Source organism: Enterococcus avium ATCC 14025, from assembly GCF_000406965.1.
Lineage (GTDB): Bacteria > Bacillota > Bacilli > Lactobacillales > Enterococcaceae > Enterococcus_A > Enterococcus_A avium.
In genome coordinates this window covers 24174-48657 of the sequence record NZ_KE136365.1, presented here as the reverse complement: position 1 = coordinate 48657, position 24484 = coordinate 24174, and the positions used below count along the sequence as shown (strand labels likewise).

The 24484-nt window shown below is 38.2% G+C and carries 36 protein-coding genes; 33 read left to right on the top strand and 3 right to left on the bottom strand.

Going from position 1 to position 24484, the window contains the following annotated elements:
* The first annotated feature begins 23 nt into the window (after positions 1–23).
* Both OMU_RS15800 and OMU_RS15795 read left to right on the top strand, forming a co-directional pair.
* The gene (locus OMU_RS15800) at positions 24–653 is read left to right on the top strand and encodes a GyrI-like domain-containing protein (RefSeq protein WP_016180863.1); all 630 of its coding nucleotides are present in this window, start codon (positions 24–26) and stop codon (positions 651–653) included.
* Positions 654–737: 84 nt separating this feature from the next.
* Positions 738–1013 carry a hypothetical protein gene (locus OMU_RS15795; protein WP_016180862.1) on the top strand — a complete coding sequence of 92 codons (276 nt, stop codon included), beginning with the start codon at positions 738–740 and terminating at the stop codon, positions 1011–1013.
* A gap of 228 nt (positions 1014–1241) precedes the next feature.
* Here OMU_RS15795 and OMU_RS15790 read toward each other — a convergent pair whose 3' ends face one another.
* Positions 1242–2420, bottom strand: coding sequence for a tyrosine-type recombinase/integrase (locus tag OMU_RS15790; protein ID WP_016180861.1), 1179 nt, complete (start codon positions 2418–2420; stop codon positions 1242–1244).
* A gap of 115 nt (positions 2421–2535) precedes the next feature.
* Positions 2536–3375: a LexA family transcriptional regulator gene (locus tag OMU_RS15785; RefSeq protein ID WP_016180860.1), complete on the bottom strand. Its 840-nt coding sequence runs from the start codon at positions 3373–3375 to the stop codon at positions 2536–2538.
* 173 nt (positions 3376–3548) lie between these two features.
* On the opposite strand from OMU_RS15785, the gene OMU_RS15780 reads away from it, so the two are divergent.
* The 20 genes from OMU_RS15780 (at position 3549) to OMU_RS15685 (ending at position 14755) form a co-directional block, all read left to right on the top strand.
* Positions 3549–3794 carry a helix-turn-helix domain-containing protein gene (locus OMU_RS15780; RefSeq protein ID WP_016180859.1) on the top strand — a complete coding sequence of 82 codons (246 nt, stop codon included), beginning with the start codon at positions 3549–3551 and terminating at the stop codon, positions 3792–3794.
* A 34-nt stretch (positions 3795–3828) separates the two neighbouring features.
* Complete coding sequence (locus OMU_RS15775) at positions 3829–4140, top strand: DUF771 domain-containing protein (RefSeq protein ID WP_034876622.1); 312 nt, start codon at positions 3829–3831, stop codon at positions 4138–4140.
* Positions 4141–4156: 16 nt separating this feature from the next.
* Complete coding sequence (locus OMU_RS15770) at positions 4157–4933, top strand: ORF6N domain-containing protein (RefSeq protein WP_016180857.1); 777 nt, start codon at positions 4157–4159, stop codon at positions 4931–4933.
* Between the two features lie 12 nt (positions 4934–4945).
* Positions 4946–5536 (top strand): hypothetical protein, encoded by a 591-nt coding sequence (locus OMU_RS15765; protein ID WP_016180856.1) that lies wholly within the window; start codon positions 4946–4948, stop codon positions 5534–5536.
* A gap of 190 nt (positions 5537–5726) precedes the next feature.
* A complete protein-coding gene (locus tag OMU_RS15755; RefSeq protein WP_016180854.1) occupies positions 5727–6533 on the top strand; it encodes an SANT/Myb-like DNA-binding domain-containing protein in 807 nt (268 codons plus the stop codon).
* A 26-nt stretch (positions 6534–6559) separates the two neighbouring features.
* Complete coding sequence (locus OMU_RS15750; RefSeq protein WP_016180853.1) at positions 6560–8509, top strand: AAA family ATPase; 1950 nt, start codon at positions 6560–6562, stop codon at positions 8507–8509.
* Positions 8510–8512: 3 nt separating this feature from the next.
* The gene (locus OMU_RS15745; RefSeq protein WP_016180852.1) at positions 8513–8710 is read left to right on the top strand and encodes a hypothetical protein; all 198 of its coding nucleotides are present in this window, start codon (positions 8513–8515) and stop codon (positions 8708–8710) included.
* The gene (locus tag OMU_RS15740) at positions 8710–9594 is read left to right on the top strand and encodes a recombinase RecT (RefSeq protein WP_016180851.1); all 885 of its coding nucleotides are present in this window, start codon (positions 8710–8712) and stop codon (positions 9592–9594) included. Before OMU_RS15745 ends, OMU_RS15740 begins: the two co-directional genes overlap by 1 nt.
* A complete protein-coding gene (locus tag OMU_RS15735) occupies positions 9587–10315 on the top strand; it encodes an MBL fold metallo-hydrolase (RefSeq protein ID WP_016180850.1) in 729 nt (242 codons plus the stop codon). Before OMU_RS15740 ends, OMU_RS15735 begins: the two co-directional genes overlap by 8 nt.
* 11 nt (positions 10316–10326) lie before the next feature.
* On the top strand, positions 10327–11082 hold the full coding sequence (locus tag OMU_RS15730) for a DnaD domain-containing protein (protein ID WP_016180849.1): 756 nt from the start codon (positions 10327–10329) through the stop codon (positions 11080–11082).
* The gene (locus OMU_RS15725; protein ID WP_016180848.1) at positions 11082–11927 is read left to right on the top strand and encodes an ATP-binding protein; all 846 of its coding nucleotides are present in this window, start codon (positions 11082–11084) and stop codon (positions 11925–11927) included. The genes OMU_RS15730 and OMU_RS15725 overlap by 1 nt, the downstream gene beginning before the upstream one ends.
* Positions 11924–12163: a hypothetical protein gene (locus OMU_RS15720; RefSeq protein ID WP_016180847.1), complete on the top strand. Its 240-nt coding sequence runs from the start codon at positions 11924–11926 to the stop codon at positions 12161–12163. The genes OMU_RS15725 and OMU_RS15720 overlap by 4 nt, the downstream gene beginning before the upstream one ends.
* 4 nt (positions 12164–12167) lie before the next feature.
* Positions 12168–12641: a DUF1064 domain-containing protein gene (locus OMU_RS15715; protein ID WP_016180846.1), complete on the top strand. Its 474-nt coding sequence runs from the start codon at positions 12168–12170 to the stop codon at positions 12639–12641.
* 9 nt (positions 12642–12650) lie between these two features.
* Positions 12651–12776 carry a hypothetical protein gene (locus OMU_RS23955; RefSeq protein ID WP_016180845.1) on the top strand — a complete coding sequence of 42 codons (126 nt, stop codon included), beginning with the start codon at positions 12651–12653 and terminating at the stop codon, positions 12774–12776.
* An 11-nt stretch (positions 12777–12787) separates the two neighbouring features.
* Positions 12788–12976, top strand: coding sequence for a hypothetical protein (locus OMU_RS15710; RefSeq protein WP_010743320.1), 189 nt, complete (start codon positions 12788–12790; stop codon positions 12974–12976).
* The gene (locus OMU_RS15705) at positions 12977–13783 is read left to right on the top strand and encodes a hypothetical protein (protein WP_016180844.1); all 807 of its coding nucleotides are present in this window, start codon (positions 12977–12979) and stop codon (positions 13781–13783) included.
* A 19-nt stretch (positions 13784–13802) separates the two neighbouring features.
* On the top strand, positions 13803–13973 hold the full coding sequence (locus OMU_RS15700) for a hypothetical protein (RefSeq protein ID WP_370447995.1): 171 nt from the start codon (positions 13803–13805) through the stop codon (positions 13971–13973).
* 4 nt (positions 13974–13977) lie between these two features.
* Entirely contained in the window at positions 13978–14175 is a 198-nt protein-coding gene (locus OMU_RS15695; protein ID WP_016180843.1) for a hypothetical protein, read from the top strand.
* Positions 14176–14189: 14 nt separating this feature from the next.
* Positions 14190–14537: a hypothetical protein gene (locus OMU_RS15690; RefSeq protein ID WP_016180842.1), complete on the top strand. Its 348-nt coding sequence runs from the start codon at positions 14190–14192 to the stop codon at positions 14535–14537.
* Positions 14534–14755: a hypothetical protein gene (locus tag OMU_RS15685; RefSeq protein WP_016180841.1), complete on the top strand. Its 222-nt coding sequence runs from the start codon at positions 14534–14536 to the stop codon at positions 14753–14755. The genes OMU_RS15690 and OMU_RS15685 overlap by 4 nt, the downstream gene beginning before the upstream one ends.
* A 470-nt stretch (positions 14756–15225) precedes the next feature.
* Here OMU_RS15685 and OMU_RS15680 read toward each other — a convergent pair whose 3' ends face one another.
* Positions 15226–15462: a hypothetical protein gene (locus tag OMU_RS15680; RefSeq protein WP_016180840.1), complete on the bottom strand. Its 237-nt coding sequence runs from the start codon at positions 15460–15462 to the stop codon at positions 15226–15228.
* A gap of 270 nt (positions 15463–15732) precedes the next feature.
* On the opposite strand from OMU_RS15680, the gene OMU_RS23595 reads away from it, so the two are divergent.
* The 11 genes from OMU_RS23595 to OMU_RS15625 all read left to right on the top strand — a co-directional run bounded on the left by OMU_RS23595 (position 15733) and on the right by OMU_RS15625 (position 24468).
* On the top strand, positions 15733–16374 hold the full coding sequence (locus OMU_RS23595; protein ID WP_016180839.1) for a hypothetical protein: 642 nt from the start codon (positions 15733–15735) through the stop codon (positions 16372–16374).
* 70 nt (positions 16375–16444) lie between these two features.
* The gene (locus OMU_RS15670; RefSeq protein WP_016180838.1) at positions 16445–16915 is read left to right on the top strand and encodes an ArpU family phage packaging/lysis transcriptional regulator; all 471 of its coding nucleotides are present in this window, start codon (positions 16445–16447) and stop codon (positions 16913–16915) included.
* 211 nt (positions 16916–17126) lie between these two features.
* Positions 17127–17309, top strand: coding sequence for a hypothetical protein (locus tag OMU_RS15665; protein ID WP_016180837.1), 183 nt, complete (start codon positions 17127–17129; stop codon positions 17307–17309).
* A gap of 50 nt (positions 17310–17359) precedes the next feature.
* Positions 17360–18625 carry a site-specific DNA-methyltransferase gene (locus OMU_RS15660; protein WP_016180836.1) on the top strand — a complete coding sequence of 422 codons (1266 nt, stop codon included), beginning with the start codon at positions 17360–17362 and terminating at the stop codon, positions 18623–18625.
* A gap of 133 nt (positions 18626–18758) precedes the next feature.
* The gene (locus tag OMU_RS15655) at positions 18759–18974 is read left to right on the top strand and encodes a hypothetical protein (RefSeq protein WP_016180835.1); all 216 of its coding nucleotides are present in this window, start codon (positions 18759–18761) and stop codon (positions 18972–18974) included.
* 46 nt (positions 18975–19020) lie between these two features.
* Positions 19021–19857 carry a phage terminase small subunit gene (terS, locus tag OMU_RS15650; protein ID WP_016180834.1) on the top strand — a complete coding sequence of 279 codons (837 nt, stop codon included), beginning with the start codon at positions 19021–19023 and terminating at the stop codon, positions 19855–19857.
* Complete coding sequence (locus tag OMU_RS15645) at positions 19850–21256, top strand: DEAD/DEAH box helicase family protein (protein ID WP_016180833.1); 1407 nt, start codon at positions 19850–19852, stop codon at positions 21254–21256. The genes terS and OMU_RS15645 overlap by 8 nt, the downstream gene beginning before the upstream one ends.
* Positions 21256–22599 carry a phage portal protein gene (locus OMU_RS15640; RefSeq protein ID WP_016180832.1) on the top strand — a complete coding sequence of 448 codons (1344 nt, stop codon included), beginning with the start codon at positions 21256–21258 and terminating at the stop codon, positions 22597–22599. Before OMU_RS15645 ends, OMU_RS15640 begins: the two co-directional genes overlap by 1 nt.
* Positions 22600–22603: 4 nt before the next feature.
* Positions 22604–23512: a minor capsid protein gene (locus tag OMU_RS15635; protein ID WP_016180831.1), complete on the top strand. Its 909-nt coding sequence runs from the start codon at positions 22604–22606 to the stop codon at positions 23510–23512.
* Between the two features lie 4 nt (positions 23513–23516).
* Entirely contained in the window at positions 23517–23864 is a 348-nt protein-coding gene (locus OMU_RS15630) for a hypothetical protein (RefSeq protein ID WP_016180830.1), read from the top strand.
* Positions 23791–24468 (top strand): DUF4355 domain-containing protein, encoded by a 678-nt coding sequence (locus OMU_RS15625; protein WP_233421627.1) that lies wholly within the window; start codon positions 23791–23793, stop codon positions 24466–24468. Before OMU_RS15630 ends, OMU_RS15625 begins: the two co-directional genes overlap by 74 nt.
* The last annotated feature ends 16 nt before the right edge of the window (positions 24469–24484 follow it).

Below are 24484 nucleotides of genomic sequence, written 5' to 3'. Positions count from 1 at the left end.
AAAGCTGAAAGCGAGGGAAAAAAATGAAGTATGATTGGAAAAAACAAGAGAAGCATCTATATGGAAAGAAAAAGAAGCCAGAAATTGTGACGGTACCACCGCAAAAATTTCTTACGATTAAGGGAGAAGGTGATCCTAACAACCAAGATTTCTCAGCTAGAGTCGGGACACTCTATCCAGTAGCCTGGAAGATTAAGATGGGATTTAAGAAGTTTTATCAAACACACGAAGAAAATCAGTCTGAGTTTGATTATAGTGAGTTTGCGATCTTTCCACTAGAAGGTATTTGGTCCACTAAAAATACGGCAGATATTACTGATAAAGCCAGCTTTGAATACAAAATTATGCTGCGACAGCCGGATTGGATCACGCAAGAGATGTTCGAGACGGCGCTTGCCGCTGTGGCAGAGAAAGAACCCAATGAGTTGCTGCAGGAGCTTTGCTTTGAAACAATCGAAGATGGAAAATGCGTTCAGATGTTACATGTAGGTTCTTTCGACGATGAACCGGCTTCTTTTCAAAAGATGAATCAGTTTGTGAAGGAGCAAGGGTTAACACGCAGAAGCTACCTTCATCGCGAGATTTATTTAAATGATGCTAGAAAAACTCCACCAGAAAAACGGCAAACGATTTTGCGTTATCAAGTTGAATAATTAGGGAAAATTCGAGATTGTGTGGGCACATTCTTAGTCTTCCATCAGGCTTTCTAGTATAGTGGTTCTGAGGGAGGTGAAGACATGGAAAATCTTATTTTAGTTGGTCACATCGTTTTTGGGTTCGCTTCATTTGTTGGTTCATTATTATTGACGATCGGTTTTAGAAATACTTTCGCCAAACTGACGGGAATCCAAAAATCAGGCATCGTTTTAACCGTTGCCAGTCTTTTCGGTACGATCGCCTTTGCGATGCTCACGAAAGGGAATGTCATGGGGGCAGTACTTTTCATCGTATTGGGATTAGCAATGTGTGTTTTACTTGTGGCACCAAAAGCAGTGAAAACGAAAATAAAATAATAAAGAAAAACCGATAGAGACTCAAGTCTCTATCGGTTTCTTTGACATCACAGGAGAAATTATTTATAGTAGAAATAGGTAGAATCAGATAGAAGAAACGTGATTAAATCAACGTTCTTTAAATCTGGAAAGAACCAGTTTTTTAAAGTTTTGGCACAAAAATTGGCTATGGTTTTTAATCGGAAATCACCGTGTTTTTGCCAAAATCGGAAAATATTTCCGAACAATTTAAGGCGTAGAGATTGGAGCATCCGTATTTTTTGCGTCCCTTTTGGAATTCGAACCATAAATGCTATCTATGGCCTTAGCTATCTTAGGTCGATTCTTCCTTTTCAATTCATCTAAAATATGAGAGTAAACTTCTTGGGTTACTGAAGTATCTTTGTGACCTAACCGTTCAGCGATAGATATTAGATTAATTTCTTGTGTGAGTAAAATCGAAGCATGAGTATGTCGCAAACCGTGAAAAGTGATCGGCTGCTTAATATCCAATTGGCACTGTATTTTTTTCAACTCTTTATTAACTGCACTGGAAGAAATAACTCCATCTCGATAATTGAAAAAAACTAAGTTATTCTCATTATCAATTTTTAACTCTTCGAACAATTCTTTCTGTTCCCTCTTATAATTTTTCAATAAATCATTCGTGCGATTATCAATGTCAATAATCCTATTTGACGATGGATTCTTTGTCGGAGCGAACCCCTGGTTAAGTATCCATGTTTTATTTATATCGATTAGTTGAGCATTTAGATCAACATCCTCCCAAGTTAACCCTTCTAGTTCTGAAAATCTAGCACCAGTCGCGCTCCCTAAAATAATTAGATAAGGTGAGGTGTATCTCGGATCTAATCTTCCTTCACAGTCATGAATCAATCTTTTCAGCTCATCCAGTTCTAAAAACTTTTCACTGGCTTTCTTTGTCTCTACTTTACCCTTAATTACAGGTTTTCGGGTTACATCATTAAGTACAATTTTATTATCTAAAGCATCGAGCATCATGGCTCTAAAATGCGTATGGAATCTCTTTGTTGTTGCTTTTGCATGAGACTCCGCAAATTCATTAAGCATCTCTTGATAATCTTTTTTTGTGACCTCGCTTAAAGAAGTAGTCGGAAGATATTTTTTTATATTGTTTAAAGTATGCTTGTAGCAACCGTAAGTTCTCTCCGAAACTTCATCCTTTTTATAATTTTTCATCCAAGTGGCGAAATAATCAGAAACTAGCATATTCTTCATATCTGGGTTGTATCCCTTATGCAACTCTAACTCCATTTCGGCAGCTGCAGCTTTTGCATCAGCTTTTGTACGAAATCCGCTTTTGCGCAGTTTTGCATATTTACCATCTTTTTTCTTATAAGAAATCTCATATTGCCATGATTTACCTCGTTTTACAAAATTCGCCACATTGAATCAATCCCTTCATTTTGATACAATAGGCATGCGAAAGAACCTATTGTATAGGTTTTATCTCAATACGATTCTGACTCTTGGAGGGGTGGGAATCGTATTTTTTTGTCTATCAAACTTGAACTACATAAACAATTACTTTCCCGTAAACAACTAAGTTCTCAGCTTCCGAGTAACTAACTACAATATCAGTGAACGAAATATCATTTGAATCAGGCCTGAAGATTATTCTTTCATTCGTTTTGTCATTAATAAAACGTTTAACAGAAAACTCGTTATCATTACTAAAGACTACAATGTCATTATTTTCTAAATCATAGACAGAATCTATTTTTTTTACGGCGAGCATTGATCTGTTAGGGATTATATTATTCATAGACTCCCCGTTTATAGTTGTAAAAAATATATCTGAACAACCGGCGTATTTTCCCATTAACATATCTGGGATTGCGATCTGTTCAACGTGATCTTCATCAAAAGCTTCTACAGTCGAAGGAGCGCCAGCAGAAATATTTGCATCAAAGTAATTATAATCATGTGCATCGTGATACAAAGCAGTGATTGAATTTCCTCTATCCGTGGTCATTGAAGATAGACCTATTCCCATAGAATTAGCTTTATCCGCTAACCTCACGAAATCATCACCTGTAATACCTTTTTTAGCCTCGTTTAACTCTTCAACAATTTCTTTTTTCAGATCAATGAAATTATAGTTTCTGGAATGTCTAGGATCAATGTCAGCTTTGTCTACATTAAAGGCTTTTGCGATCTTAGTTAAGTTTTCTTCTTTGATCGTTGATCTTTTTGCAAAATATCCTGAGAGAGTAGAAGTAGGTATTCCTGTGAGTTCTGAAATCTGTGCTTGAGTCATGCCCCTCGTAATGCTCTTCAAATTATTTGCTATCTCATTTCTAAGTTGTTTTTCAAAACTACTGATTGGTGGTCTGCCCATGTTATTTGAAGCTCCTTTCTTATAATCGATAATTGAATTCTAACGACTTTTCTCGTTTTTTTCAAGAGGGACGCTCTAAAATAACCTCGTTTTTTTAAGAAAATAACGATAAAATTGTTGACGAAACGAGTTTACTCGTTTATAGTTGTCTTATCGAAAGGAGGCGTAAGCAAATGAGTAAAAAAATTTCACTAGAGGCTGCACGTGTTTTAGTCGGGTTATCCCAGAGGGAAGCAGCTGAAAAGTTTGGCGTTCATCCGCAAACTGTTGCTAGTTGGGAGAATGATTCAAGTAAAGTAAAGCAGAAATATGTCCAAATGATTCCACAAATTTACTTAGTAAATCCAACAGATATTTTTTTTGGAACTAAAAACGAGTTTACTCGTTATTATGAAGGAAAACATGAAGAAACTATTTAAATAACTTCGTTTTGGTAAGGAGGGCCGAGAAATGATGCAGTATTTGGAAGCTAAGATACCAATTCCAGAAGATTGTGTAATAATTGCAAGAATTGAATATGAAGAACTGAAAAAAGCAAATGATTTAGGAGACACAATGACGCTTGAAGAAGTCGCGGATCGCTTGAACAGATCTAAAAAATGGGTAGTAGATGAGGTCTTAAAAAATCCAAAGTTTAAAAGACACCTAGACATTAGACATGGAGGCTTTGTTCATTACGAACAAGGCGGAGGAGACAAGTATATCTTTTTAAAATCAAAAACCTTAGATTTCATTGAAAATAATTTCTCGAAGTTACTAGGTTAGAGGAGGAGGAAACAAAATGAATCAACCGCAAATTATTGAATTGTACAATCAACGATTATTAACGACGGAACAATTAGCAGAGTTTTACGAGGCTAGTGAAACACAAATAAAGACCAATTTTAACCGCAACAAAGAAAAATTTATTGAAGGAAAGCACTTTATTACCCTGAAAGGTGACGATCTCAAAGGATTTAAGGACAGCGTTACAAATTGTAACCTTGTTGGAAAGAATGCAAATCAACTTATTTTATGGACCAAACAAGGCGCAAGTCGTCATTCGAAAATGTTAGGAACAGATCGAGCATGGGATATGTACGATGAATTGGAAGAAAACTATTTCAATCCTAAGTCACAAATTGACGAAACGAATCTTAGCCCGGAACTCCAATTCATGAATAGCGTAGTCAAGTCCTTAGCGAAACAGGAATTAGAAACGAAACGTGTGGAATCAAAAGTAGACAGCATCACTGAGATTGTCGCACTTAATACAACGGACTGGCGAAGAGAAGCACGCCGTTTGATTAGAAAGATGGCCAAAAATCAAGGTGGTTTTGATGCCTATCAAGAAATTCAATCTGAGATTTATCAAGAACTTGATCGGAGAGCTGGGTCAGATATTGAAAGACGACTGGTTAACCTTCGTAACAGGATGGCTGGAGAAGGTGCTTCGAAATCAAAATTGAAGAAAACGAACAAACTTGATGTAATCGCGAGTGAGAAACGGCTTCTTGAAATTTATTTGGCTGTGGTTAAGGAATTTGCGATCAAGTATGGCGTATGGAAAGACAAATAGGAGGAGATATCAATGAGAGTTATTTACCCGCCACTAGTGGAACAAGCGTATCAATTCATCGTCAATCAAGGAATCGATGCCACAAAAGAGGGAGTATACAAAATGATGGTGACTGATGGCATGTTGACTCCAACTGGTAATCCAACTGATAAAGCATTAAATCAAGGGGTTATCGCAGAATATAAGCAACATTACGATACTTTAAAGGAATTCAAGAGAGCTTACCCGTTGTTTAAACATTATCCGGTTAAAGAATTTACTCAGCAAGATGGCATTTGGTACGTGTCACAAAAAGTCATTCAAGATATCCAAGCAATTCTTGATGCGAACAATTGCGATAAAGACACGCTTATGCAAATTGAAACCTATTTTAGATTTCGAAACTATGATAATCCGCATGGAAGTATTGCAGAAACAAAAGGTGTTTATCATCCGTTGTATACACCGTATGAAGATGGCGAATTTCAGATTGTAGACGGGCTTGTTGCTATACCAAAAAGCATTATGTCAGACATTGTCCGACGCTGTGAAATTGGCGAGCTTGATGTCGAAGAGAAAACATTTCTGGGATTTAAAGAAATGCTTGCGAGGATGGAGGAATAAAAATGAAAAAAATATATTGGCTACGTCGATTAACACTTCTAATGGCGGTGATCGGCGTTGGTGCCGCAACAACTGGATTTATACCAGTATGGATCAAGATTCTACTTATTGCGGGCATGGGAGGAAATCTCTTATTGACTGAGGAGTTCGAGTTCGATCTTCGAAGTAGAGCTAGTGGGAGGTGATCAATTTGGCGAAAAACTGGACCACAAAAGAAATCCAATATTTAAAGAAGCATGCCTTACTGGCAGAAACCAATGAAGTTTTAAACATTGCTGAAATGGCAAGAAAACTAAATCGTTCTGCCCAATCGGTACGAAGTAAAGTTTACTATCTGCAACGATCAGAAGAGCTTCCCAAAATAGATCGTTCTAAATCATTTGATACTGTTGGGAAACCCTGGTCAAAGGAAGAAGACAATCGGCTTATTGCCATGAGAAAAAACGGATCTACCCACTCGGAAATTGCAGAGCACCTCGGAAGGACTGAAAACTCAGTAGTTAGTCGAGTACACCGATTAAAAAATTCAGGGAAAGTCAAAAGTATTCGAAATAGGTGGACAGATGAAGAAATCCAATTGATTCTTGACCACGTGAAATTCGATTCGAATGGATTCGTTTGTAATTACGATGAGCTTGCTCGTCTTGTAAGGAAACAACTCCAACAAGTCTACGCGAAAATCTCAAGGTTAAGAAAAGAAGGTGTAATAACCGAAGCTCCTATACAAGGAACTACCAGTGTAAAAGTTAAAGAATCAATGACTAGATTTAACGATGCTCGTTTTGCTCATGTTCCAAAGAAAAAGGAGGAGGTTCTAATGAATGGACCAGCTGTAAATCAACCAGATGTTTCTATTGAATCGAAACAAGTTAGTTTGATTTTAACCACAGTTATTGTTAGCGGTCAGCGAACAGACCAATATTTCACCCAAGAAGGGGAATTGATTGCAACAAAAAAAGAGCCTACCTCGTCTGCCAACGAAGTAAGCAATAAATAAGAATACATCTAAGGAGAGTTTAACACATGACTGAAATTTTAATCAATAAAATCAAGTACAAGCATTTCAAAGGATTAGAAAACTTTGAACTTGTATTGAACGGCACATCTGCAGTTGTCAGCGGTCGTAATGGGTTGGGAAAGACGACACTCAGCGATGGACTTCAATGGCTTTTCTTCGGAAAAGATACTACTGGAGCAAAAATTAATCCTAAGCCACGTGATGAACAGAATCAGGAGCGATTAGGTTTAGAGCCAACAGTGGAAGCTGAAATGATCATCGATGGAAAAGTAACAGTGCTTAAACGAATTCAAGAGGAAAAATGGACGACAAAAAAAGGAGAGCTTGAAAAGACTCGCGGAAACGACACTACAAAATATTTTATTGATTCCGTGCCAATCAAAGAGAAGGACTGGAAGTCTTTCCTCGAAAAACTAGGCGGAGATTTATCGTTACAGATGCTTTCTAGTTCATCTTTCTTTATGTCCTTAAATTGGAAAGAGCGCCGTGAAATTTTGATTGACTTCACTGGTTTGACTGATCAACAAATTATTGACTCTGATTCTGAACTAAAGGAAATAAATACATTTCTAGGTGATCATTCGATTGATGAAATAAAGAAAATTCTCAAAGGCCGAAAGACTGAAATCAAGCAAAATATTGATGGTATGCCGGCACGGATTCAAGAAGTCACTGACATGAAGTCGAACCTAAACCTTGGCGATCGGACTCAAACTGCCATTCAAAAAGATATCGATGAAATGAATCAGCTGATAAGCGAAAAGGAGTCTTGGCTTGTAGAGGCAAAGACTGGAGCAGTTAATACAGAATTGGTTGAACTAAAACAAAAGCAAGCTGACTTGAAAGTTAAACTTGCTGATCAAAGAGCGGTTTTTATTACTAATGCGAATGCTGCTACAGCCACTTTGACCGAAGATTTAAACAAGCAACAAAAAACCGTCAACTTATTACGTTCAAAAGTAAATGAGCTTGAAAGTAGTGAATACAGAACAAATCAAGCCATTCAAGAAAAGACCGATTTTCTAGAAAATCACTTAGAAAAGTATAAAGAACTTAAGTCGATTGAGTTTGATGAGAATCGAACCACCTGCCCAACTTGTCATCAAGAATTGCCTGCAGAAGAAGCTGAGCAAATGCGTTTAGATTTCAATCAAAGGAAAGCAACAGTATTAGAGCAAAATATATCTCTAGGGAAAGCGGCCCGGCAAGACAAAGAGAAACTTGAGGCTGAAATCGAAAAAATCAAGAAAGACTTAACTGCAGCTCGAATGGATCTGAAAGCAGCTAGTGATCGCTTAGACCTGATTAACAGTGAATTGAATTACGAACAAAAACGTAATGGTGAGTTCGAAGACTCTCAAGTATATAGAGACATAAATGCTGAAATGGCTCAGGTAGAGATCGCTATTGAACGTGCTGCTAATAAGGATACCAATGCTGAGGTAGAGAAACTATCATCTGATATTCAATCAGATAAAACGATCCTTGCTGGATTGAACCAAGAAATGCAGAAATTTGAGATGGTGAAAACTTACGATATTCGCCTCAATGAGTTAAAGGAACAGGACAAGTCGCTTAAGGAACAGAACCAAGAAGTAGAGAAACAATTATGGCTTATTGAAGAGTTTACGCGCCGCAAAGTGAAACGTATCGAGGATTCAATCAATGAGCGTTTCTCAATCATTAAATGGAAACTTTTCGATGTCCAGAAAAACGAAGGTATAAAAGAAATGTGCGAAGCAACTTATCAAGGCATTGAGTATAGTAGCGGTCTGAACAACGGCGCTCGGATCAATTGCGATCTTGACATTATCCGCACGTTGTCGCGGGAGCTTGGAATTACGATGCCAGTCTTTGTCGATAACGCCGAGTCAGTAAATACGCTACAACCAATTGAGGGGCAAATGATTGAGCTACAAGTAACAGAAGATGAAAAACTGAAAGTAGAGGTATAGGAAATGAAAATGTTTGTTTATGCAGTAGTAAATCATGAAAAAGTTTTTCTAGGAGTATTTGAAAACCCTGAAACCATCTATGAAGATGTTGAAGATAAATTGGAAAGCTTAGGCTTCGAATCTTGGGCTCACAAACATCCTATTTATATGATGGGCGCTCAACGTGAATCATATAGATTGCTTTGGGAGGATGAAAAATAATGACTAATCAAAACACACCGGCTTTACTTCAAAAAGATATTACGGATCAAGTCAACAGTAAGCTAACGGCTTTAAAAAACGAAGGGCTACACTTGCCAGCTGGTTATGCGTCAGCGAATGCTTTAAAGAGTGCGTTCTTCGAGTTACAGGAAGTCCAAGATCGTAACAAGAAACCAGCGCTGGAAGTTTGCACGAAAGATTCAATCGCTAATACTTTGCTAGATATGGTTGTGCAAGGCCTTAGTCCTGCAAAAAAACAATGCTATTTCATTGTCTATGGGAATAAATTACAGTTGAATCGCTCGTATTTTGGAACCCAAGCTGTATTAAAACGTCTTGCCAATGTTAAAGACATCTGGGCAAACGTCATCTACGAAGGTGACACCTTCGATATTGAAATTGTCGGTGGTCGCGAAACACTTAAAGAACACAAAACAGCTTTTACTAATCGAGATAACAAAATACTTGGAGCCTACTGCATCATCGAAAAAGTCGATGGTGAAAAAGTTCTCACTACAATGACCAAGAAAGAAATTGATAAGTCTTGGAGTAAAGCAAAAACCAAAAATGTTCAGAATGATTTCCCTCAAGAAATGGCGAAACGTACAGTAATCAATCGAGCAGCAAAAGCCTTTGTTAACACTAGCGACGACAGTGATTTACTCATTGAAGCAATCAATAACACTACTGCCAACGAGTATCAGGATGACTCAGAACGAAAAGAAGCGGAGATCATCGAAGAAATCAATGAAAACGCGAATAGCGAAGTATTTGATCCGAGACCAGTTGAAATACCGACAGAATCGAAAGATGAAATTGAGCCAGAACAGCCGGAGCTTTTCAATTCTGATGAACCAACTGAGGATGTTGATCCATATGCTTAAAATAAAAAGCTTTGGGTCTGGAAGTAGCGGTAATGGATATCTAATTGACGATGGACATTCTCAACTAATGATTGAAGCTGGTGTCCAATTCAAGAAAGTTCAGCAAGCAATGAGGTTCAATTTTTCAAAAGTGGTTGGATGCTTAATTAGTCACGAGCATCGAGATCATTGTAAATATGTACCGCAACTTATTGATTCAACTTCGATTGAGTTCTTTTCTACCCAAGGTACATTCAAAGGGGTGTCAGAAGATTCAGCTCTCCATTTAGAGGCTAATGATTATTATCGATTTAGCTTTTTGAAATACAAAGAAACGACGAGGGTGGGTACTTGGTACGTGACTCCATTCGAAACTGAACACGATGCAGCAGAACCCTGCGGATTTTTAATTGACAACACTTCAGGAGATCGGCTGGTTTTCATTACGGATTCCTATTATGTGAAATATCGTTTTCCCAATGTGACTCACATGATGATTGAAGCAAATTACTCAAAAGATGTGATCGATGAAAAAATGATCAGTGGTTACGACGCTAAAAGAAAGACTAGGTTACTTGAAAGTCATTTTGATTTTGAGCAAACAAAATCTTTTATCAAGAAGAATAAATCAAGTCGACTTCAAGAAGTTTGGCTTCTCCATCTCTCGGATTCAAACAGTATTGAAAAACAATTTAAAGAAGAGACCCAGCAGCTTGTTGGAGTTCCCGTCTATATAGCTTAGGTGGTGATCGGATGAACCAAGGCTATATAAAACTTTATAGAAAAGTGACTGGTTCATTCGTTTGGACTAACTCAAATATGTTAAAGCTTTGGATTCTCTGTTTAACGAAAGCCAGTCACAAAGAAAGTCGCTTCATTTTCAACGGTCAAGAAATAGCCGTGTCCAGCGGTCAATTCGTCACAGGGCGCGCCGTTATCGAAAAAGAGTTCAATGAGGGAGTGCCGCGTGACCGACAAATTGTCGGGCGCACGTTATGGAGATGGCTAAAACGATTTGAAAACGAGCAAATGTTGTCCATCAAATCAACTACAAAATACAGCGTCATATCAATAAATAAGTGGGACGAGTACCAAGGCAGTGACCAACAAGTGTCCAGCGGTCGTCCATCAACTGTCCAACAAGTGTCCACATACAAGAATGATAAGAATGAAAAGAATATACATGATGATGGAGATGGAGTCATGAAGGAAATTTTTCAACTTTACGAAAAAACGTTTGGCGTTCTCAATTCAGTCAATGTTCAAAGTATTCAGTATTGGTGTGAGGACCTTAGCCCTGAGTTACTAGTTGAGGCACTAAAGCGGTCAAAGGGATCACGATCCTTTAAATATACTGAGGGGATTTTAAAAAAATGGGAAGCAAAAGGCGTTAAGAATATGGAAGATGTACAAGCGTTAGATTCTGAGTTTGAAAAAAGTAAATCAGGTTATAAAAATAATCGTTCTACTCCTGATAACGAACTTCCGGAAACGGGGCTTGACTGGTAATGGAAAACTTAGGAACTGCAATCGAAAAATTGATGGACAAAGTTTTGGTGATCGTCGGTGATTGTCCAGAGTGTAACGGGCCAATGAGAAAGTGGAAAAACACAAATGCTGATGGCTCAGAGAGATGTGCACCTGTTTGCACCGTTTGCGGTCATCGAGAAATGACTAAACGGAATCAAGCAAAAGAACGTGTCATGTTTGACGAAGCAAAAATGAAAGACGCGTTAGCACGACTAAATAATACTTCGATCATTACAGACAAGAGTATTTTTACAAATCACTTTGAAAACTTCAAAACTATGGACCAAGAAACCCGATTAGCAAAGGAAAAAGCTTTGGCATGGGCAGCAGAGATTGTGAATGGGAATCCTATCCACGCAATCTTAACTGGTTCACCAGGAGCAGGCAAAACTCATTTAGGTATGAGCATTCTAAATTTTACTTTAAAGAAAACTAGCTATTTGGTTACTTGTTCCGTTGTAAGTTATCGCGAATTGTTGGAACAACTCAAATTTGCTATGAGTGATCCAGAAGCGCAAAAGCAGATTCAAGGAACGCTGATGTCTGAAATCAAACGCAGTGATGTTGTTCTGATTGATGATCTTGGAAGTGAACTCGGTCGATTAGAGGATAACCAGAAGGCGACTCCCTATGATGTCGATATTATCACTTCACTTGCTGAGGCTCGATTGAACAAAGCAACAATATTCACCACCAACCTTTCATCTAAACAATTGATCAATGCATATGGTGAGCGAGTATTTTCTCGAATCATGAATAATGCCGGCAAAGACTATGCATTGAACTTTACAGAGACATCTGACAAAAGGAGGAATCCAGTTTGAGTTTTGTTGTAAAGAAAATGTGTTACCTCGATGGTCGCGGCGACGGAAAACCCAGTTTAGCTCATGCGAAACATCATGAAGATTATGAGATAGCAGATGCTGTTGCTGCAGTCTGCGGCGGTCGAGTCGTCGAAGTCATAGACCAAAAAGATAGAAAAGTTGTTCGAACTAAAATCGAACCGAAAAAGAAAAAAGCACCTAAGAAGGCGAATCAAGCTTGGATGCGAAAGGAATGATTGAATGTCCAATAGTCCAACAGCATTAAACAAGCGCGGAAATAAAGTGATCATTGACGGATATACCTTTGATTCAGAGAAAGAGGCTCAATTCTATATCAGGTTCGTTCGCGACTGCGGATTACCGTTTGAAGTACATCCACGATTCAAATTGACGGAGTTGACCGAGTTACCAACTGGCGGCGGGAAAATATCTGCAATTGCCTATTCTCCGGATTTCATTATTAAGGACCATGCCGGAAAATGGCTGCATGTGATCGACGTGAAAAACAGCTTCGGTATTTATGGAATTGATCAGGCAAATAAGCTGCGGTTCCGGCTATTCGCAATCACTCACGGTCACCCGGTCGAAGCGGTCGTGACCAGGAAGAATGATTTCAAAGTGATCACTCAAGGCGTTACGAAGCCTTTGAATGATAAAAAACCGTTTGTTACTACCAATTTTGATTATCACTGGAAAGATGCAACGAATTATTAGGAGGACAATATGATAAAAGACTTATTCAAAGCAACGGGCGGTTGCCTCACTTTAGCAATTGGACTAGTGATCTTTGTCGCTATTCTAATGGCTGTAGTTAAGATAGTTGTTCTGATGTGGCACGTCGTGTTTTAGGAGGTTAATTAATGAAAATCAGTGATTTAGGAACCATCTTGAATGGTATTTCGAAAATTCACGGTGATGAATCTAGAAAAGTCACTATCGATGCAATCCAATACGAAAAAGGTAAAACGCTGCATGTGTCTACGTCAACGGATTCTGTAGACGTAATAGCGAGCGTCATGATAGACATCAAAAACGAGGAGGACAAATAAATGTCAATTGAATTTAAACCAACAATCAAGTCGATCAATATAGCAAGCGAGGATTTGACCAAGATTACTTTAGAGGTGAAGAACGGCTCTTTGGATGGTCAATACGAGGATTTAAGAAAATTATCAGGAAAAACGGTAGTTGTGGCCATGTTGCCTGATCATTATTCTTATATTCAAAAATTTGATCGTAGTACCAATAAACCCGTTCAGGAATGGATCGTCAATCCTGACGGTACAGCAGAAATGAAGGAAACAGAACAAACCCAATTAGATGTTGATGGAAAAGGCAACATTGATATTCGAGAAATCGAGAAGAAAGTTGATAAAGATTTGATTGATGAATACATCATGAAATCTAATTCGATTGAATTCCCAGGAATCATTAATCCTCGTGATGTTATTTCTCGGTTAGACCAAGGAGATGATCTAGGAGAAGTAGCTGATGCATATGAAATGTCTGACGCCGCTCTATTGGCAGAGATCGAAAAAGCTCGGAAACATTTTGCTCCGTTTGCGGATGCATGGAATAAGGTTCGAGATGAAGTAGTATTCCAAGATTCTGACGCTGAGGAAGTCGATGCAGAAGATGAAAATGAAACGGAATCGGCTGATTTGGAAACAAAAACACCAGATTCTGACCAAAGTTCATCTTCAAATGATGAAGAGGCTCCTAGAGTTGATGCAGAAACTGATGGTGATTCACTTGGTAAATCAGATCCTTACGGAAATGAACCGGCGGAAATTGAAAATTCTGAGTCTGATGATCAAACGGATGACGAAGATCCGGAAGATGATCCATATAAATAAAAAGGATCGGATTTTGATATTGGAAGAAGCGAAATGGATTTGGTCCAACGAGGAAATAGAGCGAGCTGTCTCGCTCTTTTCCCAAGGACTTAAACCTTCAGAAGTTGCGATCGAGATGAACCAAAAAGTGATCGATGTTGGATTGCTTTATCTGCATCTGCTTGAGAAGGGAAAAATTAAAATGGAGTGATTAAATGTATCGGATTTATCACGATGGAGTAGCAGCGATTATTGTCGATGAGACGAATCACTGTTTTTGTTACACGAGCCTTTCTAAAGCGCAGCAGGTTGCAAAAGGAATTGAAGTAACTATCAGTTGCAGACCGGCACTCAACCAGCGAGAAGAATTTTTGCTGGAGCTTGGATATAAGAAGGAGAATTTTATTTCGTAGGAGGATTTGAATAAATGAGTCTAATTGAAGAACTTAATTTAGCTAATACTCAGGCATATGATACTTGGTTTGAACGCTGGTATGAAAAGAGTGATTTTCCCAACATATTTAAAAAATCGGCCCAGCAGGGATATTCGGGTTATTTCATCGAGTTAAGGCGGACCACACCGTTACCAGAAAGTGATGAATATCTGAATAGACGTCTGCGTGATCCGCGAACGGTAGTCCGATTAAAAGAAAAATTGCCAGGTATACGTGTCGAGTTCCTCAAAGAGCAGGCAACAGGCCCATTCAGGCTGAGATACACGACTGAGAAATTAGAATTTAGTTGGAAGCAAGCAAACCAGGAGGATGGCGAATGATTGCAACAACCATAATTTATACCATCGTCGGCTTCATAGTAGCTGTTATGGGTTATATCTTATTCAATGCAAGTGACAAAAGTGAAAAAGGTTGGCGAGTATTTGGAGCCGTTCTGTTTGTTTTAGGAGCTTTAATAATTCTAGGCGCTGAACTAAATATTTATTTCAACGGAACACAGGAAGATTTAATTAAGTGGATGTTTTGGATGAAAGATTAGTTCCGGTAACCACACCTTTAGCAGAGAAAAACAACTGATCTCCGAGAATAGAAAAAGGGATAGACATTAACCTATCCCAGAAACGATTATTTGTTATTTGTATCAAAGGCACCTTCATTGCAACAGTATGGACAAAGGACAAATGATTTCTCGGGAAACGCCTTTTTCGCTCGGCAAAGGGCACGGGAAGGACTAGCAGCCATACCAAGGTAGCCTCTGTCAGGCTCATGTGATAATTGTGAACATTGGATTATGTGAATGACGAGACTAGCGTCGGCATTGGGTATACAGTCATAAAAATAAATGAATGGTTTCAGACTCATGATTTTCACCACCATAACAGTATTTCAGCAAGTCTTGCTGATAACTAAAGTATATCAGATAAAAGTAAAATAAAATGCTCGGGTTTTAGTTCCGGTAACAACACCAATCAAAAAAAAAAACACTGAGTACTAAGCTCAGTGTAAGTATTAATTATTCATTTGCGTTTGACAATCGTTTATCGCATCTTGCATTTTATCAAAACTATTGATGTCAAGGTCATAGATGAAAAGCTTCATTTTCATTGCTTTGATTTCCTTTAAGTTCAAAACAGCAAATAGACTTTTAATAGGCTTCGTATGGGAACTATCAAAGTTCGCTTTTTCTAGGGAAGCGTATATTCGATAATTAGAAACATAAACATGTACAGGATAAAAGTTAATCATTGTTTTCACATCCTTATGGTACTTAATAACCATAGCATCAAAAAGGAGATTAGTGTGAATAAGTGGGTAAACGTAAGTAAAACGTAACAATGCCGAGGATTGATGAATAAAACCAGCTGTTTCCGCAGCTGGCTTAGAGCTGAATTGATGTACTTCGACTGTTTTCTTCAGCTCTTCATCAGTATAACACGTATATTTATAAAACGATTAAAACAACTACGACTGACGGTAAAAAAGATCCGCAATCTCAGCGAATTATGGAGGCATGAAATGAACCAACAGGAAAAAGCAAAAATGCATAGATTTATAAATGATAACGAGTTTACAACAATGTATGTCGGTGGTGGTGCTGAATACGAAACGACGGTTGTTGATTCACAGCGATTACGCCGATTAATTAGCAAGATGAATGAACAATCAGAGTCACAGATTACCGAGGAACAAGCTTGGAACAAGATAGCTGAGTCCTATCCAGAAAGCCCTGTTTCATTGAGGAATCTTTTTGACAATATACTTTATAGCATGTATTCAGGCTATGAAGTAACAATAAATGATTTGTCATTTCTAACTGCAAAAGAACCGCATCTTAATTCAGGACAGAATCTATTTGAAAGAGCAGAAGAAATGGCTCAAGAAAAGTATAGGCAAACAATTGATTTTGATGCTAAAAATATCGGAGTAGCCTTTGCGAATGTTTTCAGGAAAGAAAAACTTTCCGAACCGCAATACAAAGATACTATTTCGAAAGAAAATTATCTTGAAGAAATGATCAGCTACATGGAAATGCTTTATGAAATGGATTGCAAAGACTGGAGTAAAACTATGGGAAAAACAAAATCAAAGATTAAGAAGAAAAAGCGTCGGTTGCAGCAAAAAGCCAAAGCAAATGGAACAGCTAAGAAGAAAAAATAAAAAAGCCGGATTCCTCCAGCTCTTACTAATTACTCGCATTTTTAGTATATCACAAGGGGGAATCGCGGTCATGGCACTTTTTGATGTTTCTAAATACGAAATGCCGGCTAAAGAAAATGTTGATATGGAGAGAACAAAATATAACGTGGGTGTCTTTTTAGGTGAATATTTGGCATCGAGAAGTAGAGTGGGACAACCGAGAGAACCTAAAATTACATCCAGTTTCTCCCTTGTGCCTCCTACTCATTCATCAGTGAATCATCCGGAAGCAGAGCAGTTACTTATCCAAAATGAGACAGCTCAAGAAGAGTTTACCTACTTCCATAAATTATTTGTGCAAGGTTTTTCAGCAGTTCAACATCCATTTAAGCCGGATATAACTAAACGCAGAAAACAAATTTTTTATGATAGATACATTCATGGTTACTCTGTTAATTTCACCGCAGAGCGTTGCCATGTTAGCGAAGAACTAGTTAAACAAGAATCAAGCGTGATATTGATTCAGTTCGCCTCTGCATTGGAATTAGTAAGGTTCAAATAATACACGTAAACTACCCTTTTTATACCTCCTTTTTACCTGCTATCTACCTATTTTCAGAGTTATTATGGTAGTGTCGAAAGATAAGGAAAGCGATCGACCACCTAATTTAGATTACTCACAATAAAATTTAACTGGTCGATTAAATCACGTGAAACTGGCAGCTCATTTATTGGGCTGCTTTTTTGATTTTAATTAGAGAGGTTGATTTTATGTGGAAAAGTACGGTGATAACTTTTGGTACATCATTCTAAATGATAAACGACCAAAAAACAGAAATGTTATTTCGATTCAAATTAAAAAGAACTATTCAATAATTGAACTATCAACAGAAGCCGATCCCGATATTATTGATCAATGCAAATTGATTTATCTAGGACAAGGCTTCTTTTTTTGATCCTAAAATTCAAATAGAAATAGCAAAGCATGTGAGGAGAATAAATATAAATGCGAATCGTTAAGATGAAATTATCTGATTTAAAACCAGCAGATTATAATCCGCGAATCGAACTCAAACCAGGGATGCCGGAATTTGAAAAACTATCGCGATCTATTGAAGAGTTTGGATTTATTGATCCGCCAATTTTCAATGAGAGGACAGGCAATCTGATCGGAGGTCATCAGCGTGTCGCTGTGGCCTCATATCTTGGCAGCTACGACGAGATCGAAGTGTCTGTTGTAGATTTACCTCTAAAGAAAGAAAAAACTCTCAACGTTGCTCTCAATAAAATTTCTGGACGTTGGGATGAAGAGAAACTTGCAATACTATTAAAAGATATTGATTCTGACGTGACTTTGACAGGATTCGATGATGATGAAGTAGATAATTTGATTGCTGCTTATGATTACAAAGAGGATATTGAAAAACCAATCGTAGAAGATGATTTCGATGTAAATCAGTTTGTTGAAGATCATCCTGAACCAAAAACGAAACTTGGCCAGCTTTGGAAACTGGGTGATCACTACCTATTATGTGGTGATGCGACAAAATCGGAAGACATCGACAAGTTACTACAGGGGAAGAAAGCCGATCTTGTTGTGACCGATCCGCCTTATAACGTAGCTGTTTCATCCGACAGCCAAGAACTGCAGGAATCTGGTCGCGGCAAGATAATGAATGACAATATGTCAGACAGTGATTTTGATGATTTTCTTACTGCAGTATTTAATAACTATTCAGCTTCGATGAATCCTAGCGCTGCTATATATGTTTTTCATGGATCTTCTTATCAAAGAGAATTTGAAAACGCAATGAATGCTGCGGGGATTGTTGTTAGATCTCAATGTATTTGGGTGAAGAATAACGCTACATTTGGGTGGAGCCAGTATCGTTGGCAGCATGAGCCTGTGTTTTATGCGTTCAAAAAAGGAGCTGCTCCTGCTTGGTATGGCGATCGCAAACAGTCAACGGTTTGGCAAGATGATCTGTTGGAAGATTTACCAGCGACGGTATGGCGTGTCAATCGGGATGATACGACAAAATACTATCATCCAACACAGAAGCCACTATCGTTAATTGCTATACCTGTTAGAAACAGTTCCAAAAGAAACGATGTTGTTTTGGATCTTTTTGGTGGTTCAGGAAGCACCTTAATGACTTGTGATCAATTGGAGCGTGTTTGTTTTACCTTAGAACTGGACCAAATCTTCTGTGACGTGATCATTGAACGTTGGGAACAAGCAACAGGGAATAAAGCAGAATTAATTTCATAAAAAAGAGGCCGGTGCGCTAACACCAGCTCTTTCTCAGGGACACAAGCCCCAAAGACACAGAAACCACACGCGCGTGCTTTTACCTCAGTTCTGTGTCTTTTAGCATTCTATCAAACGCGGGGTGCTTGTACAAATGAAATTTGAAGGTATAAACGATGAGAACTTGGAATATGAAATAGAAAAAGCCATAGAGCAGGCAGAATCGATCGAGGAGTATAAAAAGATCATTCGTGTCGCACTTGGTAAATGGTTAAAGAACCTGCAATCAGGTGAAATTAAGCTAAACACTGTCAGCGATTTGAAGCTGCTGATTGAAGCGGACCTGATGCTTAAAGATATTGAGAAATAGAAAAACGAAACTCAATTCTATTTGATTGTGAGGTGGTGGTGAATGGATGGCTAGAAAAAGAGACCCAAGGCGTGATCAAGCAAAGTTAATCTGGATTGATTCCAATGGCGAGAAGCTTTTAAAAGATATTGCAGCCGATCTTGGCGTTTCCGATTCTCAGATCAGAAAATGGAAATCTATAGATAAATGGGGTGATTATTTTAAAAGTAACGTTACCAATGGCAAAAGTAACGTTACCAATTCAATAGGGGCTCCAGTTGGGAATGAGAATGCTAAAGGAAACCGGGGAAATAGTCGTGCTTCGCCGCCAAAGGGAAATAAAAATGCATTAAAGACTGGCGAGTTTGAAACGATCTATTTTGATCTGCTGAGTGATGACGAGAAAGCTATCTACTCAGCGGATTTTTCTCTTGTTGATCGTTTGAATCAGGATATCCAAGAGTTAACAATGCGTAAATATAGAATGATGAAGCGTATTAATGAAGCTGAAAAAGGTCTGAATCTTGTTGAAACAGAAAAACTCTATGAGTTGCGAGGTAGGAAGCAGTACGTTGATTCGGAGAAGGGTGGCAAGAAAATATCTATTGAAGTTCCTCAGGTCACTATGACTGAGATGAAAGAAAAGTCTATTCGAAAAATCGAAGATATACTTCGTATCGAGGATGCTTTGACTAGGATCAGCAACCAATTGATCAGGACAATTAAGCAGCTAGAAGAAATTTCATTAAATGAAAAACGACTGCAGGTTTTTGAAGCTCAACGAGACAAGTTGAAAGCGGAGACCGAAGAATTGCGTGGATCAAACAAAGGAAACGAAGATGCAAACAACTGGTCTGAGCTTGTGGCGGAAGCTGAAAAAGAACTAGGTGATCACAATGGATAGAGCAGCTATGAAACGTCTCATTCTTATTTGGCGTAAAAATCCTGTGATATTCGCTAAGCAAGCCCTTGGGTTTATTCCCGACGAGTGGCAAAGTGGAGCATTGAATGATATTCGCGATCATGATCAAGTAGCAATTAGATCAGGACAAGGTGTTGGTAAAACATCGGTCGAAGCAGTCATTATTTTGTGGTTTCTGGTGTGTTTCAGTAATGCTAAGGTGATTTGTACCGCACCAACTAAACAACAGTTAAATGAGGTTCTGTGGGCTGAGGTAGCAAAGTGGTTAGTTGATTCAAAGATCAAGAACATTCTAAAATGGACAAAGACTAAAGTTTATATGATCGGTAGTGAACAGCGATGGTTTGCTACTGCCAAGACGGCTACACGTCCTGAAAACATGCAAGGATTCCACGAGAACAACATGCTATTCGTAGTTGACGAAGCGTCAGGGATTGACGATCGGATAATGGAGGCGATACTTGGAACGTTATCCGGTGAAAACAACAAAATAATTATGATGGCTAATCCTACTAAAACTAGTGGGATTTTTTTTGATGCCTTTCACAAGGATCGCGCCGATTGGGTGAATAGAAAAGTATCTTCTCTTGATTCGTCTCGCACCAACAAAAAGAATATTGATCGGTTAATTCGTAGGTATGGTAAAGATTCTGATGTTGTTCGAGTTCGTGTGGATGGCGATTTCCCTCTTGGAGAGCCAAATGCTTGGATATCTCTTACTGCAGTCGAGGCAGCGATCAATAGAGAGCTACCAGAAAACTATGAAGCTATTGATCTAAGTCGTAATCTTTATGACATTCCAAGTCATGCACCAATTGATATAGGGCTTGACGTCGCTCGATTTGGCGATGATGAAACTGTAATGGCTTCAAGGATCGGGGCTATTTGTCTGAAACTGAAAAGCTTTCAAGGCCAAGACTTGATGAAAACGGTCGGACTCGTAATAAAAGAATCGAATAGGTTGCATGAGCTTTATCCAAATCATCAAATAAGAATCAAGCTTGATGATACTGGTGTTGGTGGTGGTGTTACTGATAGGCTTAGGGAAATTGTCTATGAAGATGATTTGGAATGGTTGACTATCCATCCGATCAATTTTGCTAGTAAAGGGAATAAGGATTATGACGGTATTATCTCGATGATGTACGGCAAGTTTAAAGAAGATTATTTAGAGACAATTATATTACCCAACGATGACGATCTGATGGCTCAATTGTCGATTCGTCGTTACTCAATGACTTCCAAAGGGAAAGTATTGATTGAGCGAAAAAAAGAAATGAAAAAAAGGGGATTGCCTTCTCCCGATAGAGCAGAAGCTGTCGTGATGGCATTCTATGAACCGCCAGTTGTTGGTGTTCAATTCATGAAAGGAGGAATTTGATGAAAGATGAATTTTTCGATCCACCAAAGGTTATGACTTGCGATCCTTCAAAAGAGATCGATAGTGCTTTACTTGCTTATTACATTAGCAAGCACAAAGCAGAAATTAGCCGTTATGAGATGCTTTGGAAGATGTATCGTGGTCGCCATGCGATTGTTGATGCAGAAGAAAAAGACTCATACAAGCCTGATAATCGAATTGTGGCCAACTTTGCACGTTACGTTGTAGAGACATTTAATGGTTACTTTATGGGGAAACCTGTTACTGTTTCACACGAAGATCCGGAATTGTCTAAGCAGGTGAATAGGTTAATGAAATTAAATGATCAAGACGATAATAATGCAGAACTGTCGAAGCTTGTTCGAATTTATGGCCGTGCATATGAATTTCTTTATCAAAATGAAAATACGGAAACTTGTATCACTTATAATTCACCTCTCGATATGTTTATGGTGTACGACGACACAATTGCACAACGTCCTTTTTTTGCCGTTCGTTACTATCTCAATGAGGATAACAGACTTCAAGGCGAGATTTATACGAGTGATAAAGTTTATGATTTTATCCAGGGAGAGAAAGGTTATCAGATTATCAATGATCAACCACATTATTACCAAGATGTTCCAGTGATTGAATATGTGAATAATGATGAAAGGCAAGGTATCTTTGAACCAGTCATTTCGATGATCAATGCTTTTAATAAAGCCTTATCTGAAAAAGCTAACGACGTCGATTATTTTGCCGATGCTTATTTAGCTATTTTGGGAGTTCAGCTTGATAAAGATGGCCTGCAAAAAATTCGAGATAACCGAATAATTAATTTTTTTGGTACTGACGATCCAGAGCAAATTAAAAATATCGTTGTTGAATTTCTTCAAAAGCCTGATGGAGACAGTTCACAAGAACACTTGCTTGATCGATTGGAAAAGTTGATCTATCAGATGGCTATGGTTACCAACTTAAATAGTGAATCGTTCGGTAATGCTTCTGGCGTTGGCCTTCTTTTTAAACTCCAGGAAATGGAAAACTTAGCTCTTGCTGCAGAAAGGAAGTTCACTAGTGGAATGAATCGACGTTTTAAGATGCTTTTCCGCTTACCTACTAACGTACCCTCAAGTCAGTCAGAGGAATGGTTCAATTTAGAATTTACTTTTCATAGAAATATTCCAAAAGATGTACTTTCGGAAATCCAAGCAGCACAAGAAGCTGCAGGTCTATTACCGTTGGAAGATCGCGTTTCAATGGTTTCTACTGTTAAAGACCCGAAAGCGACTGCGGAGCAAATGAAAGAAGAATCTGGCGGGGCCGTAACTGATAATTTTAGTCGAATTGATAGGAGTTGATTAGATGGCTCGATCTGATCAATATTGGCTGAAGCGTCAAGAACTGCTTCTTTCTGGCCTTGATAAAAGAGATGCAGCTTTTACCAAGAAACTCTTAAAAGAATACGACTCTCTTTTAAGCGATCTTCAAAAAGAGATCGCTTATTACTATCAGGCTTATGGGAATGATGACATTCTCGAATATCGAACTCTAATGTCACAAATGTCTGCAGCAGATCGTGAGTCAGTATTTAAAAATTTTGACGATTTTGTAAGTAAACATCCTGAATATTCCAAACTACTGCCGGTCAGACAGAACATTTATAAACTGAATAGACTTGAAGGACTAGAAATGTCGATTCGGATTAAAGTAGCGGAACTTGGAGCTATTGAGGACTCTATGATGAAAGAATATCTTTCTTCATCCTATGAGTTTGGTTACATGTCCACTATGAAGAATTTGGAGCACACGTCTAGCTTTTTTAGTATCAATAATTCGCTATTAAAACAGGCTTTAGATAATAAATGGTTCAATGAAAAGAACTATTCAGATCGTATTTGGGATAACAAAGACACTTTAAGAAATTGGATCACAAACGATTTGAAAAATGGACTTGTTTCCGGAGTCAACTATGACGATCTCGTTAAAAGTCTGTTGCGTAGAATGGACGTTGGGAAATTCTATGCAAAGCGTCTCGTTTGGACTGAGTCGGCCTTCTTTACGAACCAAGCGAATGCGGATGCTTTTATGCGAGAGGGTATTAAGAAGTATCGTTTTTCAGCAATAATGGATAATAGAACATCCACTATATGCCAAACCTTAAATGAAGAGGTCTTTGAGTTCAAAGACTATTCTCCTGGCCTGAATGCTCCGCCAATGCACAGCTTTTGCAGATCGACTGTAGTTCCAATTGAAAATAATGAACGGGGGTAATCATTTGGACTTCAAACAAGCGAAAAGAAAAAAAGAGCGTGGTCAAACTAACGAAGAATTTTTAGCATGGGTGTTTGAAGAAGCCAAGGATTTTGAACAAATATGTGTTACTGTCCAATACCCATCCGGAAGTGTTGAAACATTCTTTAGTCAAGAAGGTAGTTTTCCGATAATCGGGATGATGGAAGTTAGTCCTAAAAATAGGACTTTTTATTTTGCCCAGGCATGGAAGGCGTTAAAAGCTATGGAAGTGCAAGCATTGATCCACGTTAAAAGCTATGGAAGGAGAAACCACCATGTACAACAAAATGAATTTAATGTCTATGAGATTGCAATTTTTTGCCGAAGATAACGGTGCTGCGGGTGGCCAACAAAGCGCAGAAGGAACCGGCGAAGGAACAACGATTGAAGAATCGGAAGTAAATCTAGATAATCTTACAGATGATCAAATTCAGACATTAAAGGAAAAATACGGCTTTAAAGATAATACTGAGGTTGACTCTATCATCAAAGGCAAAAAATCTAAATGGCAAAAAGAACAAGAAGCTAAACAGAAAGAAGCCGAACGGCTCGCTAACATGAATGAAAACGAGAAGGCAGAGCATGAAAAGCAAAAATTGCTAGATCGAATTAGTGAGCTTGAGAAAAAAGACAATTTAGCGGCTATGTCTAAAGAAGCCTCTAAAATGCTTTCTGAGGCTTCAATTGCTGCGGATGAAGAAACACTTGACTTTGTTGTTAAAGAGACTGCAGAGGGAACGAAAGAAGCTGTGACAAAGTTTATTTCTTTAGTCGATAAAACTGCTGAAATAAAAATGAAACAAGCGTTAACTGGAAAATCTCCACAAGTAAATCTGACGCCAGGGAAACAATTAACTAAAAAAGAAATCATGGAAATTAAAAATCCGGCAGAGCGTCAAAAAGCAATTAAAGAAAACATTCATCTTTTTAGATAATTAGGAGGAATCATAC

Excerpts from the sequence above, each read along its gene's own strand:
- OMU_RS15750 (WP_016180853.1), top strand. The coding sequence starts at position 6,560 with ATGACTGAAATTTTAATCAATAAAATCAAGTACAAGCATTTCAAAGGA.
- OMU_RS15785 (WP_016180860.1), bottom strand. The coding sequence starts at position 3,375 with ATGGGCAGACCACCAATCAGTAGTTTTGAAAAACAACTTAGAAATGAG.
- OMU_RS15705 (WP_016180844.1), top strand. The coding sequence starts at position 12,977 with ATGTCAATTGAATTTAAACCAACAATCAAGTCGATCAATATAGCAAGC.
- OMU_RS15695 (WP_016180843.1), top strand. The coding sequence starts at position 13,978 with ATGTATCGGATTTATCACGATGGAGTAGCAGCGATTATTGTCGATGAG.
- OMU_RS15625 (WP_233421627.1), top strand. The coding sequence starts at position 23,791 with ATGGAAGGAGAAACCACCATGTACAACAAAATGAATTTAATGTCTATG.
- OMU_RS15745 (WP_016180852.1), top strand. The coding sequence starts at position 8,513 with ATGAAAATGTTTGTTTATGCAGTAGTAAATCATGAAAAAGTTTTTCTA.
- OMU_RS15770 (WP_016180857.1), top strand. The coding sequence starts at position 4,157 with ATGAATCAACCGCAAATTATTGAATTGTACAATCAACGATTATTAACG.
- OMU_RS15740 (WP_016180851.1), top strand. The coding sequence starts at position 8,710 with ATGACTAATCAAAACACACCGGCTTTACTTCAAAAAGATATTACGGAT.
- OMU_RS15765 (WP_016180856.1), top strand. The coding sequence starts at position 4,946 with ATGAGAGTTATTTACCCGCCACTAGTGGAACAAGCGTATCAATTCATC.
- OMU_RS15725 (WP_016180848.1), top strand. The coding sequence starts at position 11,082 with ATGGAAAACTTAGGAACTGCAATCGAAAAATTGATGGACAAAGTTTTG.
- OMU_RS23595 (WP_016180839.1), top strand. The coding sequence starts at position 15,733 with ATGAACCAACAGGAAAAAGCAAAAATGCATAGATTTATAAATGATAAC.
- OMU_RS15640 (WP_016180832.1), top strand. The coding sequence starts at position 21,256 with ATGAAAGATGAATTTTTCGATCCACCAAAGGTTATGACTTGCGATCCT.
- OMU_RS15685 (WP_016180841.1), top strand. The coding sequence starts at position 14,534 with ATGATTGCAACAACCATAATTTATACCATCGTCGGCTTCATAGTAGCT.
- OMU_RS23955 (WP_016180845.1), top strand. The coding sequence starts at position 12,651 with ATGATAAAAGACTTATTCAAAGCAACGGGCGGTTGCCTCACTTTAGCA.
- OMU_RS15645 (WP_016180833.1), top strand. The coding sequence starts at position 19,850 with ATGGATAGAGCAGCTATGAAACGTCTCATTCTTATTTGGCGTAAAAAT.
- OMU_RS15735 (WP_016180850.1), top strand. The coding sequence starts at position 9,587 with ATGCTTAAAATAAAAAGCTTTGGGTCTGGAAGTAGCGGTAATGGATAT.
- OMU_RS15715 (WP_016180846.1), top strand. The coding sequence starts at position 12,168 with ATGTCCAATAGTCCAACAGCATTAAACAAGCGCGGAAATAAAGTGATC.
- OMU_RS15775 (WP_034876622.1), top strand. The coding sequence starts at position 3,829 with ATGCAGTATTTGGAAGCTAAGATACCAATTCCAGAAGATTGTGTAATA.
- OMU_RS15690 (WP_016180842.1), top strand. The coding sequence starts at position 14,190 with ATGAGTCTAATTGAAGAACTTAATTTAGCTAATACTCAGGCATATGAT.
- OMU_RS15670 (WP_016180838.1), top strand. The coding sequence starts at position 16,445 with ATGGCACTTTTTGATGTTTCTAAATACGAAATGCCGGCTAAAGAAAAT.
- OMU_RS15780 (WP_016180859.1), top strand. The coding sequence starts at position 3,549 with ATGAGTAAAAAAATTTCACTAGAGGCTGCACGTGTTTTAGTCGGGTTA.
- terS (WP_016180834.1), top strand. The coding sequence starts at position 19,021 with ATGGCTAGAAAAAGAGACCCAAGGCGTGATCAAGCAAAGTTAATCTGG.
- OMU_RS15795 (WP_016180862.1), top strand. The coding sequence starts at position 738 with ATGGAAAATCTTATTTTAGTTGGTCACATCGTTTTTGGGTTCGCTTCA.
- OMU_RS15660 (WP_016180836.1), top strand. The coding sequence starts at position 17,360 with ATGCGAATCGTTAAGATGAAATTATCTGATTTAAAACCAGCAGATTAT.
- OMU_RS15710 (WP_010743320.1), top strand. The coding sequence starts at position 12,788 with ATGAAAATCAGTGATTTAGGAACCATCTTGAATGGTATTTCGAAAATT.
- OMU_RS15655 (WP_016180835.1), top strand. The coding sequence starts at position 18,759 with ATGAAATTTGAAGGTATAAACGATGAGAACTTGGAATATGAAATAGAA.
- OMU_RS15635 (WP_016180831.1), top strand. The coding sequence starts at position 22,604 with ATGGCTCGATCTGATCAATATTGGCTGAAGCGTCAAGAACTGCTTCTT.
- OMU_RS15730 (WP_016180849.1), top strand. The coding sequence starts at position 10,327 with ATGAACCAAGGCTATATAAAACTTTATAGAAAAGTGACTGGTTCATTC.
- OMU_RS15800 (WP_016180863.1), top strand. The coding sequence starts at position 24 with ATGAAGTATGATTGGAAAAAACAAGAGAAGCATCTATATGGAAAGAAA.
- OMU_RS15680 (WP_016180840.1), bottom strand. The coding sequence starts at position 15,462 with ATGATTAACTTTTATCCTGTACATGTTTATGTTTCTAATTATCGAATA.